Genomic DNA, 15614 nt, shown 5'->3' on the forward strand with positions numbered 1-15614 from the left:
AGGCCCCAGAGCCTTTGCGGGATCTCTGATCAGCGGGAGCGGGGCCATCATGCCCTTGCATTTTTGAGGCGTCAAATGTTTTGTAGTGCTTTTTTTATAACACTACATAATTGCGAAAAAACGACTCGCCAGTCAGTTTTGGCCCTTTTGGTCGAGAGCCTCGACTTTTACCCGGAGCGTCATGTCATCCCGGCCTTGAGTAGAGTAGGCAAGGGTTTCAGCTTGCCTGTCGGCCTGATTTCGGTTGCTGATGCCCGCGAGGGTGATCCATTGGCCCAGGGGGCCGCTGACCTGTGTGTCGGTACTTTGCGTGTTCACTACATCCGGTTGTTCCTGGCTCATGCGGTCGCGGGTCGTGTTGATCGCCAGGTGTACCGTTTCACCCGTAATGCTGGCGGTAACGTAAAAGCCCCGGGTGACGTCGTGATAGTCGGTTTGCGCCATCACCCGACCATAAGCGTCTGTCTGGACGCTGGTCAGTGGCACGCTTTGCCCTGTTTGAATGAATGCAGGGGTGCCTTCGGTGGTCTGGATTTGCTGAACCCCGCCGTTACGGCTGGCCGTGCTGATAACGCGGGTGTTCGGTGCTGTGTTCGCCAGGTTGCTGTCGCGGGTGTCGACAGTGATCAGCAGGCGTTTGGCAGGCTTGTCGAGTTTCGAGAGCAGGTCCTCGAGGTTTTGAATTTTTGAGGCGGACGCTTCCACGATCAGTTGGTTGCCGTAGGCGCTGACCTTGCCGTTTTTGCCGACAAAGTTTTGTGCGATGGGGAGCAGCTCCGTGCTGGTGCGGTTCTGCAGGGTAATGACCTGTGTGTCGGCCAGAGCGCTGAAGCTGGATGCCAGCAGTAGGCTGACGATGATGGCGCGTAGGGACATGTCCGTTATCTCCGCAATGCTGAAAAAGCCTGAAGTGAGTGTGCCAGATAGCAAAACGCCCCGCGATCCGAAGATGGCGGGGCATTTTTCAAAACTGCTGTGGGAGCGAGCCTGCTCGCGAGGTTCTCAAGAGTGCCGCGCTAGCAGCCTTCGCGAGCAGGCTCGCGCCCACAAAGATGGGCGTTGCGGTTAGCTCACGCGCACCATATCAACGTGGGGAATCCCTGCTTCCAGGAATTCTGCGCTGACAATCTTGAAGCCCAGTCGCTCATAAAACGGAGTGGCATGCACTTGGGCGCTGAGCATTTGCTGCTTCAGTCCACGTTTCTCGGCTTCAAGAATCGTGGCTTGCATCAGTGCGTCGCCGACTTTCAGGCCGCGCCAGTCCTTGAGGACGGACACGCGCCCGATATGGCCGTCCGGCAACAGCCGGGCGGTACCGATCGGAAAATCGCCTTCATAGGCCAGAAAATGCACGGCATCGGCATCGTCTGCATCCCACTCCAGTTCAGGAGGTACAGATTGCTCGGCAATAAACACCGCCTCACGAATGCGTCGAAGTTCGGCGTTGTCCTTTTGCCAGTCGGCGACACGTACGTGAATGCTATTCATCAGCGAACCCCAGGCTTCCTTGTTTAACCAGCTCACAGAGCAGGTTGCGACCATCTTCGTCGGCCAGCCATGGGCCGAGGTTGTCAGTGTGCAGCGCATCGGCGGCACAAATCATTTTCAGCAGCTCGCGCATCTTGCCCGGCAACAGACGGCTTTGGCCGCTGGCGAACAACAGCAGGTCTTCATCGACTTCGGACCATGCCAGGCGGGCGCTCGGGTTGCGGATCAGGATGGCGCCCTGTTCCAGGCTGCCCAGCAGGTCTTCTTCTTCGAGCTCGGGGCCGGTCACGAGTTCCGGGTAACGCGGTTCGGTCATGAACTGGCCGAACCAGGTCAGCAGCATGCGTTCGTCGCTCATGTGCTCGGCCAGCAGGCCCTTGAGGCGGTCAAGGGCATCGTGCTGGATCTGGTGCGGGTCGCTCACTGGCTGCGCATCGGCGTCGGTGTAGCGGTCTTCGTCCGGCAGGTACTGGCTCAGGAAGTCGGTGAAGTGGGTCAGCACTTCAGCGGCGCTCGGGGCGCGGAAGCCTACCGAGTAAGTCAGGCACTCGTCCACGGCTACGCCGCAGTGAGCCAGGCGTGGCGGCAGGTAAAGCATGTCGCCGGGTTCCAGGGTCCACTCGTCGGTGGCCTGGAAGTCGGCGAGGATGCGCAGGTCGGCGTGCTCCAGCAGCTTGCTGTCGGAGTCGCACATCTGGCCGATCTGCCAGTGGCGCTTGCCGTGGCCTTGCAGCAGGAACACGTCGTAGTTGTCGAAGTGCGGGCCGACGCTGCCACCCGGGGCGGCGTAGCTCATCATCACGTCGTCAATGCGCCAGCTCGGCAGGAAACGGAAGTTCTCCAGCAATTCGCCGACTTCAGGCACGAACTGATCGACTGCTTGAACGAGCAGGGTCCACTCGCGCTCTGGCAGTTTGCTGAATTCGTCTTCGCCGAACGGGCCGCGGCGCAATTCCCATGGGCGCTCGCCGTGTTCGATGATCAGGCGCGATTCGACTTCTTCTTCGAGTGCCAGACCGGCCAGTTCGTCAGGGTCGATCGGGCTTTCGAAGTCAGGAATGGCCTGGCGGATCAGCAGCGGTTTTTTCTGCCAGTAGTCACGCATGAACTCGCGCGCAGTGATGCCACCCAGAAGTTGAAGAGGAATATCAGGATTCATGTGTAACCTATTGAAAAATTGCACTTTGTAATCGGGAATAAAAACGCCCGGCACGGCCGGGCGTTAATAGGTCGTTGCAGCGATCAGATACGCTTGGCTTGCTCGACCGCGTTGCCAATGTAGTTGGCAGGGGTCAGCAGCTTCAGCTCGGCTTTGGCCGCTTCCGGCATTTCAAGGCCGTCGATGAAAGTTTGTAGTGCTTGCGGGCTGATGCCCTTGCCGCGGGTCAACTCTTTGAGCTTCTCGTACGGGTTTTCAATGTTGTAGCGGCGCATCACGGTCTGGATCGGCTCGGCCAGAACTTCCCAGCAAGCGTCCAGGTCAGCAGCGATTTTTTGAGCGTTCAGCTCAAGTTTGCTGATGCCTTTGAGGCTGGCTTCGTACGCGATCACGCTGTGGGCGAAGCCGACACCGAGGTTGCGCAGTACGGTGGAGTCGGTCAGGTCGCGCTGCCAGCGGGAGATTGGCAACTTGCTGGCCAAATGCTGGAACAGGGCGTTGGCGATACCCAGGTTGCCTTCGGAGTTCTCGAAGTCGATCGGGTTGACCTTGTGCGGCATGGTCGAGGAACCGATTTCGCCAGCGATGGTGCGCTGCTTGAAATAGCCCAGGGAGATGTAGCCCCAGATATCGCGATCGAAGTCGATCAGGATGGTGTTGAAGCGCGCGATGGCGTCAAACAGCTCGGCGATGTAGTCGTGCGGCTCGATCTGGGTGGTGTAGGGGTTGAAACCCAGGCCCAGCTCGTCTTCGATGAAGGCGCGGGCGTTTTCTTCCCAGTCGATGTCCGGGTAGGCCGACAGGTGGGCGTTGTAGTTGCCCACGGCGCCGTTGATTTTACCCAGCAGCGGTACGGCTGCGACCTGGGCGATTTGACGCTCCAGACGGTAAACCACGTTGGCCAGTTCTTTGCCCAGGGTGGTCGGCGAAGCCGGTTGGCCGTGGGTGCGCGACAGCATCGGCACGTCAGCGAACTTGATCGCCAGCTCGCGGATGGCGTTGGCAGTCTCGCGCATCAGCGGCAGCATCACGTCATCACGGCCTTCGCGCAGCATCAGGGCGTGGGACAGGTTGTTGATGTCCTCGCTGGTGCAGGCGAAGTGGATGAATTCACTGACGTTGGCCAGTTCAGGCAGCTTGGCGGCCTGTTCCTTGAGCAGGTACTCAATGGCTTTTACGTCGTGGTTGGTGGTGCGCTCGATCTCTTTGACGCGCTCGGCGTGTTCCAGAGAGAAGTTTTCGGCCAGTTCGTTCAGAACGGCGTTGGCTTCGGCGGAGAAGGCCGGGACTTCAGGGATGGCAGCGTGAGCAGCCAGGCGCTGGAGCCAGCGGACTTCAACCAGAACGCGAGCACGGATCAGGCCGTATTCGCTGAAAATTGGGCGCAGGGCCTGGGTTTTGCCGGCGTAGCGGCCGTCAACAGGGGAAACCGCAGTGAGCGAAGAAAGCTGCATGGGGTGTTCTCGGACAGTCGGGCAACGAAATGGGGCGCGTATCATACATGAAAAAAACGGCCGGTCCGTTGCCAACTGACCGGCGTCATACGCGTATCGACGTTACAAAGCGTGCAGGCTTGCGTGTTTCAGTTGCCGCGCAGCATGGGGTAAAGCTCTTTGAGCAGCTTGCGGCGGCTGATGACCAGCTGCCAGCGATGACCACCCAATTGACGCCAAAGCCGTGCTGAGCGGATACCGGCCAGCAGCAGGGCGCGAATCTTTGAGGCATTGTTCGGTTGTTGCAGGTTGCGCATGTCGCCGTGCACCTGGATTCGCTGGCGCAAGGTGCTCAGGGTGTCCTGGTACAGCGCGCCACAGGCGGCAACGACGTTCTCGTGTGCCGGGCCGAAATGCTCGACCTGGGACTGGATCTGCGGCAAGCGCTTGCCGATCAGTTCCATCATGTCATTGCGCTTGGCCAGCTGGCGTTCAAGACCGAGCATCGACAGCGCGTAGCGCAAGGGCTCACGCTGCAGGGTATTGGGGTCACGCTCAAGGGCGCCGATCAGGGCGCGATAGCCTTCACGCAGGTTGATGTCGTCACCGCCGTACACTTCAAGAGTGTCCTTGGGGTCACGGATCAACAGGCTGCCGAGCATGCAGCTCAGGTCGGCTTCGCTCACCTGCCCGGTCTTGGCGATCTTGTCCACCAATACTGCGGCGAGGAACACGCCGCCCAGGGCTACCAATTGCTCCTGAGTGGTGTTCATGGGCGCTTGCCCTTGCTGGACCAGGGCTCGGCCACTTCGATCACACCGCCGCCCAGGCACACTTCGCCATCGTAGAACACCACGGACTGGCCCGGGGTGACCGCGCGTTGCGGCTCATCGAAGGTGGCGCGGTAGCCGGTAGCGGTTTTTTCCAGGGTGCAGGGCTGGTCGCTCTGGCGATAACGAACCTTGGCGGTCAGGCGCAGCGGGGCACTCAGATCGATCGGGTTGACCCAGTAGATTTCGGAGGCGAGCAGGGCGCCAGAGAACAGCCACGGGTGATCGTTGCCCTGGCCTACGATCAGCTCGTTGTGCTCCAGATCCTTGACCAGCACGTACCAGGGCTCGTCGCTGGCGTCCTTGAGGCCGCCGATGCCCAGGCCCTGACGCTGGCCGATGGTGTGGTACATCAGGCCGTGGTGGCGGCCGATGACTTCACCTTCGGTGTTCTTGATCTCGCCGGGCTGTGCCGGCAGATATTGCTTGAGGAAGTCGCTGAAGCGGCGCTCGCCGATAAAGCAGATCCCGGTGGAGTCCTTTTTCTTCGCCGTGGCCAGATCGTGCTTTTCAGCGATCTTGCGCACTTCGGGCTTTTCCAGCTCGCCTACCGGGAACAGGGTTTTGGCAATCTGTTCGCCGCCGACGGCGTGCAGGAAGTAGCTCTGGTCCTTGTTCGGATCAAGGCCCTTGAGCAGCTCTGTACGGCCATCAATGTCGCGACGGCGAACATAATGGCCGGTGGCGATCAGGTCGGCGCCGAGCATCAGGGCGTAGTCGAGGAACGCCTTGAACTTGATTTCGCGGTTGCACAGGATGTCCGGGTTCGGCGTACGACCGGCCTTGTATTCGGCCAGGAAGTGTTCGAACACGTTGTCCCAGTACTCGGCGGCAAAGTTGGCAGTGTGCAGCTTGATGCCAATTTTGTCGCACACGGCCTGGGCGTCTGCCAGATCCTCCATGGCGGTGCAGTAATCCGTTCCGTCGTCTTCCTCCCAGTTCTTCATGAACAGGCCTTCCACCTGATAGCCCTGCTCCATGAGCAGAACGGCGGAAACGGAAGAATCAACACCGCCGGACATGCCGACAATGACGCGCTGCTTTTCGGGGGCGACTAAGGCTGGATCACGCATAAGGTTTCAATGTGTGTCTTGAAAAAGGACGCGATTCTAGCAGGCCCGAGCGCTCAAGGCTAAACCGAAGGGCGGATTAACGTCAGGTCGAACAGTTTACCGTCCAGATAATCGTCGATGCACTGCAGGGTCAGCTCGCTGCGCCAGCGATCGCGTTGCTCGATCAGCTCGTCGCGGGTCAGCCAGAGCGGGCCGATGATGCCGGTATCCAGCTGGTAGTCGGGGTGATGCTTGAGGGCTTTGCCGGCAAAGCAGATGCGCTGGTAGGTCACGCCGTTGCTGGGGGCGGTGTAGAGGTAGATGCCGATTACGCCGGTCAGTTCGACGTCGTAGCCGGTTTCTTCGAGGGTTTCGCGGATGGCGGCGTCGATCAGGCTTTCGTTCGGGTCCAGATGCCCGGCGGGTTGATTGAGCACGGCGCGGTCGCGCTTGAGTTCTTCGACCATCAGAAAACGGCCGTTGTCTTCAACGACTGTGGCGACGGTGATATGGGGTTTCCATTCCATGGGGTGGGTCTCGGTTTATTGGTGGATGCATATCCCCTGTGGCAGCGGGCTTGCTCGCGATGCTATCACCACGATTACCCAGATGTATCGCGGCGATAGCATCGCGAGCAAGCCCGCTCCCACAGGGTTTGTGTGGGCCGTAAAAACACAAACCCCGGCGTCGTGGGCCGGGGTCTGTGGTGTTGCTTGTTGCTCTTACACCAGAGAAGCGATGATCGCGTTCAGCGTGGCGCTAGGGCGCATTACTTTGCTCAGCTTGTCGGCGTCGGCGTGGTAGTAGCCACCGATGTCGACTGGCTTGCCCTGCACGGCGTTGAGTTCGGCAACGATTTTTGCCTCGTTCTCGGCCAGGGCTTTTGCTACTGGAGCAAACTGGGCTTGCAGCTCTTTGTCTTCAGTCTGGGCAGCCAGGGCCTGAGCCCAGTACAGCGCCAGGTAGAAGTGGCTACCGCGGTTGTCGATGTTGCCGACTTTGCGCGATGGCGATTTGTTGTTGTCGAGGAACTGGCCGGTGGCCTGGTCCAGGGTCTTGGCCAACACCAGCGCTTTCGGGTTGTTGTAGGTCGTGCCCAGGTGCTCCAGGGAGGCGGCCAGTGCCAGGAACTCACCCAGCGAGTCCCAGCGCAGGAAGTTCTCTTCCAGCAGCTGTTGAACGTGCTTCGGAGCCGAACCGCCAGCGCCGGTTTCGAACAGGCCACCGCCATTCATCAGCGGAACGATCGACAGCATCTTGGCGCTGGTGCCCAGTTCCATGATCGGGAACAGGTCAGTCAGGTAGTCGCGCAGTACGTTGCCGGTCACCGAGATGGTGTCCAGGCCCTTGCGGGTGCGTTCCAGGGTGAAGTTCATGGCGTCTACTGGCGCCATGATGCGAATGTCCAGGCCGCTGGTGTCGTGATCCTTCAGGTAGGTTTCTACCTTTTTGATCATTTCAGCGTCGTGGCTACGCTTTGGATCGAGCCAGAACACGGCCGGGGTGTTGCTGGCGCGAGCGCGGTTGACGGCCAGTTTGACCCAGTCGCGGATCGGCGCGTCCTTGGCCTGGCACATGCGCCAGATGTCGCCTTCTTCGACGTTCTGTTCCATCAGCACGTTGCCGTTGCTGTCAGTCACGCGAACAACGCCGTCGGCCTTGATCTGGAAAGTCTTGTCGTGGGAGCCGTACTCTTCGGCTTTTTGCGCCATCAGGCCAACGTTTGGCACGCTGCCCATGGTGGTCGGATCGAAGGCGCCGTGCTTCTGGCAGTCTTCGATGGTCGCCTGGTAGATCGTGGCGTAGCAGCGATCCGGGATCACGGCCTTGGTGTCTTGCAGCTTGCCTTCTGTGTTCCACATCTTGCCGGAATCACGGATCATGGCCGGCATCGAGGCGTCGACGATTACGTCGCTCGGCACGTGCAGGTTGGTGATGCCTTTATCGGAGTTGACCATGGCCAGCGCAGGGCGGTTGGCGTACACGGCCTGGATGTCGGCTTCGATTTCAGCTTGCTTCTCGGCTGGCAGCGCCTTGATGCGGGCGTACAGGTCGCCGATACCGTTATTCAGGTTGAAACCGATTTCTTTCAGGATGTCAGCGTGTTTTTCCAGCGCGTCCTTGTAGAACTCGGCCACGATCTGACCAAACATGATCGGATCGGAGACCTTCATCATGGTGGCTTTCAAGTGAACCGAGAACAGTACGCCTTTCTTCTTGGCGTCTTCGATTTCGGCCGCGATGAACTGGCGCAGGGCTTTTTTGCTCATGACGGAGCAGTCGATGATTTCACCGGCCTGAACGGCGGTTTTTTCTTTCAGGACGGTGGTGGTGCCGTCTTGAGCAATCAATTCGATTTTAACGCTGCCCGGCGCTTCGATCAGGGCGGCTTTTTCGCTGGCGTAGAAGTCGCCTTCGCTCATGTGAGCAACGTGGGACTTGGAGTCTGCAGCCCAGGCGCCCATTTTGTGCGGGTGCTTGCGAGCGTAGTTCTTGACCGACAGCGGTGCGCGGCGGTCGGAGTTGCCTTCGCGCAGTACCGGGTTTACGGCGCTGCCCATGACTTTGCTGTAACGCGCTTTGACTTCCTTGTCAGCGTCAGTGGTCACGGTTTCCGGGTAGTCCGGAATGTCGAAGCCCTGCGCTTGCAGTTCTTTGATCGCGGCTTGCAGTTGCGGGACCGAGGCGCTGATGTTGGGCAGCTTGATGATGTTGGCTTCAGGTGTAACGGCCAGGGCGCCCAGTTCGGCGAGGTGGTCCGCTACGGCCTTGGCACCCAATTGCTCGGGGAAGCTTGCGAGAATGCGGCCTGCAAGGGAGATGTCACGCGTCTCAACAGCAATATCAGCGGGCGCAGTGAAGGCTTCGATGATAGGCAGCAGTGAATAGGTGGCGAGCGCCGGAGCTTCGTCGGTGAAGGTATAGATGATCTTCGAACGGTTGGGCATTTCGGATTAACTCTCTTCTTTGCTGAGCGTGCTCAGATTCTCGAGATGCGCAGGGTAGGCGCTTTCGTTCACAGTGAACAATGAGCCGAAAGTCGAGGTTCTTCGCGGTGATGTGAATGCATCAGTAGAGCGTCAAGCGGTCGAGCCGGGGTAACGGCTCAGCCTTTCTAGGCCTGAAAGACTCATTCCAGTAGGTGTTTCACAGTGACTCCGTGGTCACCGGCGCAGTATACATAGGTCACTAAGGTTGCTGCGAGGGGTGGCGCTTATCACGAATCATCCATTGGTCTAAGGCCCTGCGTCAAAATGCCCTGATTTTTGGCGATTTACCCCCTGTTTTCGGGGGTGTCAGGGCGGTTGGCAGAGGCTGGAGCAGTGTGTGCGGAACATTAAGTTTGCGTGTCGATTTAACTGGGGTACGCTCGGGATCGGCATGATGTTCCACCCACAAATGGAGTTCAGCATGGGATACAACAAGATCAAGGTTCCAGCCGCAGGTGAGAAAATCACCGTCAACGCCGACCACTCTCTCAATGTTCCTGACAACCCCATCATTCCCTATATTGAAGGCGATGGCATCGGCGTCGATATCAGCCCGGTGATGATCAAGGTGGTCGATGCCGCAGTCAGCAAGGCCTACGCCGGCAAGCGCAAGATCTCCTGGATGGAAGTCTATGCGGGGGAGAAAGCCACCCAGGTCTACGACCAGGATACCTGGCTGCCTCAGGAAACCCTGGATGCGGTGAAGGATTACGTGGTGTCCATCAAGGGCCCGCTGACAACCCCGGTGGGCGGCGGCATTCGCTCGCTGAACGTGGCCCTGCGCCAACAACTCGATCTGTATGTATGCCTGCGCCCGGTGCGCTGGTTTGAGGGCGTGCCCAGCCCGGTCAAAAAGCCGGGCGACGTCGACATGACGATCTTTCGCGAGAACTCCGAAGACATCTATGCCGGGATCGAATGGAAGGCCGGTTCGCCCGAGGCGATCAAGGTCATCAAGTTCCTGAAAGAAGAAATGGGCGTGACCAAGATCCGTTTCGACCAGGATTGCGGGATCGGCGTCAAGCCTGTATCCCGGGAGGGCACCAGGCGTCTGGCGCGCAAGGCGCTGCAATACGTGGTGGATAACGACCGTGAGTCGCTGACCATTGTCCACAAGGGCAACATCATGAAGTTCACCGAAGGTGCCTTCAAGGAGTGGGCCTATGAGGTGGCGGCCGAGGAGTTCGGTGCGACCTTGCTGGACGGTGGCCCCTGGATGCAGTTCAAGAACCCGAAAACCGGCCGCAACGTGATCGTCAAGGACGCGATTGCCGATGCCATGCTCCAGCAAATCCTGCTGCGCCCGGCTGAATATGACGTGATTGCCACGCTCAACCTCAACGGTGACTACCTGTCCGACGCGCTGGCCGCTGAAGTGGGGGGGATCGGCATTGCGCCGGGGGCCAACCTGTCCGACACCATTGCCATGTTCGAGGCCACCCACGGCACGGCGCCCAAGTACGCGGGCAAGGATCAGGTCAACCCGGGTTCCCTGATTCTGTCTGCAGAAATGATGTTGCGTCATATGGGCTGGGTCGAGGCGGCAGACCTGATCATCAAGGGCACCAATGGTGCGATCTCGGCCAAAACCGTGACCTATGACTTCGAGCGGCTGATGGATGGCGCTACGCTGGTTTCGTCGTCAGGTTTCGGTGATGCGCTGATCGCGCATATGTGAGCTGATCAGGCATAAAAAACCGGCCGGTTCACGTAATGGAATCGGCCGGTTTTTTTATGCGTCGTATTCTTCGGCGGGTCAGACCGGGACGGTGGCCCCCTCTTGCGCGGTTGTCGGGGCGGCGGCGGGCTGGGCGTTAGTGATAGCAACAGCATGCAGGCCCTTGGGGCCCTGGATGATTTCGAAGCTCACGGGCTGGCCGGCCTTGAGCGTCTTGTAACCGTCCATCTGGATTGCCGAAAAATGCGCAAAAAAGTCGATCGGGTTTCCGTGTTCATCGGTGCCTTCCTTGGCTAGCGTATTAATGAAGCCGAAGCCTTTGGCGTTGTTGAACCACTTGACCTTGCCTTGCATACTCATATCCCTCTGCTGCAAACAACTCCATCACTGGAGTATCATCCAGATCACTCGCACAAAAACCAGTAATTATGGTTGACTGTGCGGACCATTTTTCCCACTGTGGGATCTATTGGTTGTAACACCGTTTTACCGATAGTCAAGGTCACATGGCGGCACCGTTGAAATTTGAGACGTTGGCCCCCATCACTGTATTCGCTCAACCTAAGACGAACCTTTCTTTCCATGCATGCAATCAGCCAGACTCGACTAACATTCAATCAGGATCATCCCGATTTTGATGACGAAGATTCCGCTGGCTTGGCTGTGCAAGAGGCTAAGCCTGCGCTTCAGGCGCCGCCGATGTACAAGGTGGTTTTGTTTAATGATGACTACACACCCATGGATTTCGTTGTCGAAATACTTGAGGTGTTTTTTAACTTGAATCGCGAATTGGCGACCAAGGTCATGCTGGCCGTCCATACAGAAGGACGGGCCGTGTGCGGCATTTTTACCCGCGATATCGCCGAGACCAAGGCCATGCAGGTAAACCAGTACGCGCGTGAAAGCCAGCATCCGCTACTCTGTGAAATCGAGAAGGACGGTTAACGCCGACCACTTGGGTATGAGGTGAAGCCATGTTAAATCGCGAGCTCGAAGTCACCCTCAATCTTGCCTTCAAGGAAGCCCGCTCCAAGCGTCATGAATTCATGACGGTTGAGCACCTCCTTTTAGCGCTTTTGGATAATGAGGCGGCCGCAACCGTTCTACGCGCCTGTGGCGCAAACCTCGACAAACTCAAGCATGACCTGCAAGAGTTTATTGACTCCACGACTCCCCTGATTCCCGTCCACGACGAAGACCGTGAAACCCAGCCTACCCTGGGCTTCCAGCGCGTTTTGCAACGTGCCGTATTCCACGTGCAAAGTTCCGGCAAGCGTGAAGTGACGGGCGCCAATGTGCTGGTCGCCATCTTCAGCGAACAGGAAAGCCAGGCTGTATTCCTGCTCAAGCAGCAGAGCGTGGCGCGCATTGATGTCGTCAACTTCATTGCCCACGGCATCTCCAAGGTGCCGGGGCATGGTGATCACACCGACGGCGACCATGAAATGCAGGATGAAGAAGGGGGCGAATCGTCGTCTTCGAGCAATCCTCTGGACGCCTATGCCAGCAACCTGAACGAACTGGCCCGCCAGGGTCGTATCGATCCGCTGGTCGGCCGTGAAATGGAAGTTGAGCGCGTTGCCCAGATCCTGGCGCGGCGTCGTAAAAACAACCCGTTGCTGGTGGGTGAGGCTGGCGTGGGTAAAACCGCGATTGCCGAAGGTCTGGCCAAGCGCATCGTCGACAACCAGGTGCCTGATCTGCTGGCTAACAGCATCGTCTACTCCCTTGATCTCGGCGCCCTGCTGGCGGGTACCAAGTACCGTGGCGATTTTGAGAAGCGCTTCAAGGCGTTGCTCGGTGAATTGAAAAAACGCCCTCAGGCGATTCTGTTCATCGACGAAATCCATACCATTATCGGTGCAGGCGCGGCCTCCGGCGGCGTGATGGACGCTTCCAACCTGCTCAAGCCCTTGTTGTCTTCGGGCGACATTCGTTGCATCGGCTCTACCACGTTCCAGGAATTTCGCGGGATCTTCGAGAAAGACCGTGCTCTGGCGCGCCGCTTCCAGAAAGTCGACGTGTCCGAGCCTTCGGTTGAAGACACCATCGGCATCCTGCGCGGGCTCAAGGGTCGTTTCGAGCAGCATCACGGCATCGAGTACAGCGATGAAGCCCTGCGCGCAGCGGCTGAGCTGGCTTCGCGCTACATCAATGACCGGCACATGCCGGACAAGGCCATCGACGTGATCGACGAGGCGGGTGCCTATCAGCGTCTGCAGCCGATCGAGAACCGGGTCAAACGCATTGAAGTGGCTCAGGTTGAAGACATCGTGGCGAAAATCGCGCGTATTCCGCCTAAACATGTTTCCGTGTCGGACAAGGAGCTGTTGCGCAACCTTGAACGTGACCTGCGCTTGACCGTGTTCGGTCAGGATGCGGCAATCGATTCGTTGTCGACGGCGATCAAACTGTCCCGTGCCGGGCTCAAGTCGCCTGACAAGCCGGTAGGTTCATTCCTGTTTGCAGGTCCCACCGGTGTGGGTAAAACCGAGGCCGCGCGGCAATTGGCCAAGGCGTTGGGTATCGAGCTGATCCGCTTCGACATGTCCGAGTACATGGAGCGCCACACCGTATCGCGTCTGATCGGTGCACCTCCTGGCTACGTAGGCTTTGATCAGGGCGGTTTGCTGACCGAGGCCATCACCAAGCAGCCTCACTGCGTGTTGTTGCTCGACGAAATCGAAAAGGCGCACCCCGAAGTCTTTAACCTGCTGTTGCAGGTCATGGACCACGGCACGCTGACCGATAACAACGGGCGCAAGGCAGATTTCCGCAACGTGATCGTTATCATGACCACCAACGCGGGTGCTGAAACGGCTTCTCGGGCTTCGATCGGGTTTACTCATCAGGATCATGCTTCCGATGCGATGGAAGCGATCAAGAAGAGCTTCACGCCTGAGTTCCGTAACCGCCTGGACACCATCATTCAGTTTGGTCGCCTCAGTCACGAGGTTATCAAGCATGTGGTGGACAAGTTCCTTACCGAACTGCAGGCGCAGCTGGAAGACAAGCATGTGCAGCTTGAGGTGTCGGACGCGGCGCGTGGCTGGTTGGCCGCGGGTGGCTATGACGCACTGATGGGTGCACGCCCGATGGCGCGTTTGATCCAGGACAAGATCAAGCGTCCGCTGGCCGAAGAAATCCTCTTTGGCGAACTGGCCGACCATGGCGGTGTGGTCCACATCGATCTGGAGAACGGCGAGTTGACCTTCGAGTATGAAACCGCAGTCGAAATGGCTTGATGTAACACGGCAGTAAAAAAGGCGCCTTCGGGCGCCTTTTTGCTGTCTGGAGCTAGATCGGGGCCGGGGCATGCTCGGCGTTGCGCTCCAGTACCGGGTAGCCCAGGGCGGCAATATGATGATGAACGCGACGGTAGTCGCGCAGCACCCGCTGGAAAATGTCCCCGGATTCGGCCCAGGCGGTCTTGTCGTTTTGCAACTTGCGAAAGTGCTCGCGGCTGGCGCTGGCCTCCAGTTTGCGTACGCTGGCCTTGTGGCGGACCAGGGCATTGGCGGCAGCGACGTCTTCGCTCAAAAACGCGGTAATGGCCAGGTTCAGGCTGTCCAGCAGGGCCAGATGCATGGCCTGGATATGAATCAGCTCGAACGAGGAGAAGCGTTCGCCGCGGCGGGTTCGGCGCATAGCCAGCTGCGCCAGATTATTGAGAATGTCGCCAGCATGCTCCAGGTTGATCACGAACATCAGGATTTCCTGAGCACGGTCGGCATCGGCATCGCTCAAGCCATCCTGGCCAATGTCGGCGAGATAGGCGCGGATCGCTGCACTTAGCAGGTCTACGGAGTGATCCAGCTGGCGAACCTTGTCGACAGTCGGCCTGTCGGGCTTTTCGAACAGTTGCAGCACCTGATTGAGCATCAGCGAGGTCATGTCCGCCAGGCGCAGTGCTTCACGCACGGCATTGGACAGTCCGATGTTGGCCACTTCCAGCCCGGCTTCATCCAGGTATTGCGGCATGCCCGGGTCTGCAGGCGGTTCTTGCTGCGGGAACAGACGGGTCAGCAGGCGCGCGCAGGGCTCGGTAAGGCCGATAAATATCACGGCCAACGCCAGGTTGAACGCAGTATGCAGGTACACCACCAGATGCGCGGGGCCGATATCGGTCCCAGCCAGAGCCTTGGCCATGAGCGGCAGGCATGGCAGCAGGGCCAGTGTGCCCAGCAGGCGGATCAGCAGGTTGCCCACTGGAAGGCGGCGCGCCACTGGCGAGCCGGCACTCATGACCGACGGCAAGGCGCCGCCGATGTTGGCGCCGAGCATCAAGGCCATGGCGGTCACCGGCGTCATCATGCCGGCCCCTGCCAGCGAGGCAATTAGCAGCACCACCGCGACGCTTGAGTGGCAGATCCAGGTCAGCAGTACTGCTGCGATCACCGCAATGATCAGGTCCCCTTCCAGGCTTTGCATCACGGCGCGAAACACCGAGGTTGCTTCCATGTGGCTCAGGCTGGCGCTGAGCAGGCCCAGGGCCAGTAGCATCAGGCCCAGACCGATCAGGGCACAGCCGACGCTTTCGTAACGCGAATCGTCGCGCAGGCGGAAGACGATAAAACCCACCAGCAGCACGATCGGCATCGCCAGTGAGGTGTCGAAGCTCAGCAGTTGCACTACGAGGGTGGAGCCGATGTTGGCCCCCAGCATCACCGCCAGAGCCGGCGCCAGGCTCAGGGTGCCGGCAGCGGTAAAAGAGGTGGCCATCAGGCTGACCGCCGTACTGCTTTGCAGTACACCGGTGATACCGATTCCGGAAATCAGCGCCATCCAGCGGTTGTTCAGGTTGCGCCCCATCCAGTTACGCAGTTGAGTACCGAACCCGCGCAGCAGGGCCGTTGAAATCATATGGGTGCCCCACAGCAAAAGTGCGATGGCGCCCGAGAGGTTGAGCAACAGAGTGGTTCCCGACATAAGGAATCTCCACAAAACAAACATTCATTGTTCTGTGGGGGCCGGCAGGCCGGCC

At 58.9% G+C, this 15614-nt stretch carries 13 protein-coding genes; 3 read left to right on the plus strand and 10 right to left on the minus strand.

What is annotated here, in order from left to right:
• Positions 1 to 132 precede the first annotated feature (132 nt).
• From ACZRMS_RS03640 to ACZRMS_RS03675, 8 genes are all read right to left on the minus strand, one after another.
• Positions 133 to 876: a secretin N-terminal domain-containing protein gene (locus ACZRMS_RS03640; RefSeq protein WP_463994164.1), complete on the minus strand. Its 744-nt coding sequence runs from the start codon at positions 874 to 876 to the stop codon at positions 133 to 135.
• A gap of 189 nt (positions 877 to 1065) precedes the next feature.
• On the minus strand, positions 1066 to 1488 hold the full coding sequence (locus ACZRMS_RS03645) for a GNAT family N-acetyltransferase (RefSeq protein WP_463994165.1): 423 nt from the start codon (positions 1486 to 1488) through the stop codon (positions 1066 to 1068).
• Positions 1481 to 2647 carry a ribosomal protein uL16 3-hydroxylase gene (locus ACZRMS_RS03650; RefSeq protein WP_463994166.1) on the minus strand — a complete coding sequence of 389 codons (1167 nt, stop codon included), beginning with the start codon at positions 2645 to 2647 and terminating at the stop codon, positions 1481 to 1483. The genes ACZRMS_RS03645 and ACZRMS_RS03650 overlap by 8 nt, the downstream gene beginning before the upstream one ends.
• Positions 2648 to 2730: 83 nt before the next feature.
• Positions 2731 to 4101, minus strand: a complete 1371-nt coding sequence (gene purB / locus ACZRMS_RS03655) for an adenylosuccinate lyase (protein ID WP_463994167.1) — start codon at positions 4099 to 4101, stop codon at positions 2731 to 2733.
• A gap of 128 nt (positions 4102 to 4229) precedes the next feature.
• Complete coding sequence (gene hflD / locus ACZRMS_RS03660) at positions 4230 to 4853, minus strand: high frequency lysogenization protein HflD (RefSeq protein ID WP_048358570.1); 624 nt, start codon at positions 4851 to 4853, stop codon at positions 4230 to 4232.
• On the minus strand, positions 4850 to 5983 hold the full coding sequence (gene mnmA, locus ACZRMS_RS03665; protein WP_463994168.1) for a tRNA 2-thiouridine(34) synthase MnmA: 1134 nt from the start codon (positions 5981 to 5983) through the stop codon (positions 4850 to 4852). Before mnmA ends, hflD begins: the two co-directional genes overlap by 4 nt.
• 59 nt (positions 5984 to 6042) lie before the next feature.
• A complete protein-coding gene (locus ACZRMS_RS03670; RefSeq protein ID WP_463994169.1) occupies positions 6043 to 6489 on the minus strand; it encodes an NUDIX hydrolase in 447 nt (148 codons plus the stop codon).
• Between the two features lie 195 nt (positions 6490 to 6684).
• Entirely contained in the window at positions 6685 to 8910 is a 2226-nt protein-coding gene (locus ACZRMS_RS03675) for an NADP-dependent isocitrate dehydrogenase (RefSeq protein ID WP_463994170.1), read from the minus strand.
• Between the two features lie 463 nt (positions 8911 to 9373).
• Here ACZRMS_RS03675 and icd point away from each other — a divergent pair, with 463 nt between their 5' ends.
• On the plus strand, positions 9374 to 10630 hold the full coding sequence (icd, locus tag ACZRMS_RS03680) for an NADP-dependent isocitrate dehydrogenase (protein ID WP_463994171.1): 1257 nt from the start codon (positions 9374 to 9376) through the stop codon (positions 10628 to 10630).
• Between the two features lie 78 nt (positions 10631 to 10708).
• Here icd and ACZRMS_RS03685 read toward each other — a convergent pair whose 3' ends face one another.
• Entirely contained in the window at positions 10709 to 10984 is a 276-nt protein-coding gene (locus tag ACZRMS_RS03685; protein ID WP_463994172.1) for a cold shock domain-containing protein, read from the minus strand.
• Positions 10985 to 11212: 228 nt separating this feature from the next.
• Between ACZRMS_RS03685 and clpS the strand changes: the two genes are divergently transcribed.
• Both clpS and clpA read left to right on the plus strand, forming a co-directional pair.
• Positions 11213 to 11575: an ATP-dependent Clp protease adapter ClpS gene (clpS, locus tag ACZRMS_RS03690; protein ID WP_463994173.1), complete on the plus strand. Its 363-nt coding sequence runs from the start codon at positions 11213 to 11215 to the stop codon at positions 11573 to 11575.
• A 29-nt stretch (positions 11576 to 11604) separates the two neighbouring features.
• Complete coding sequence (gene clpA / locus ACZRMS_RS03695) at positions 11605 to 13875, plus strand: ATP-dependent Clp protease ATP-binding subunit ClpA (RefSeq protein WP_463994174.1); 2271 nt, start codon at positions 11605 to 11607, stop codon at positions 13873 to 13875.
• A 52-nt stretch (positions 13876 to 13927) separates the two neighbouring features.
• Here clpA and ACZRMS_RS03700 read toward each other — a convergent pair whose 3' ends face one another.
• Entirely contained in the window at positions 13928 to 15559 is a 1632-nt protein-coding gene (locus ACZRMS_RS03700) for a Na/Pi cotransporter family protein (RefSeq protein WP_463994175.1), read from the minus strand.
• Between the last annotated feature and the right edge of the window lie 55 nt (positions 15560 to 15614).

Source organism: Pseudomonas sp. B424 (genome assembly GCF_055408345.1).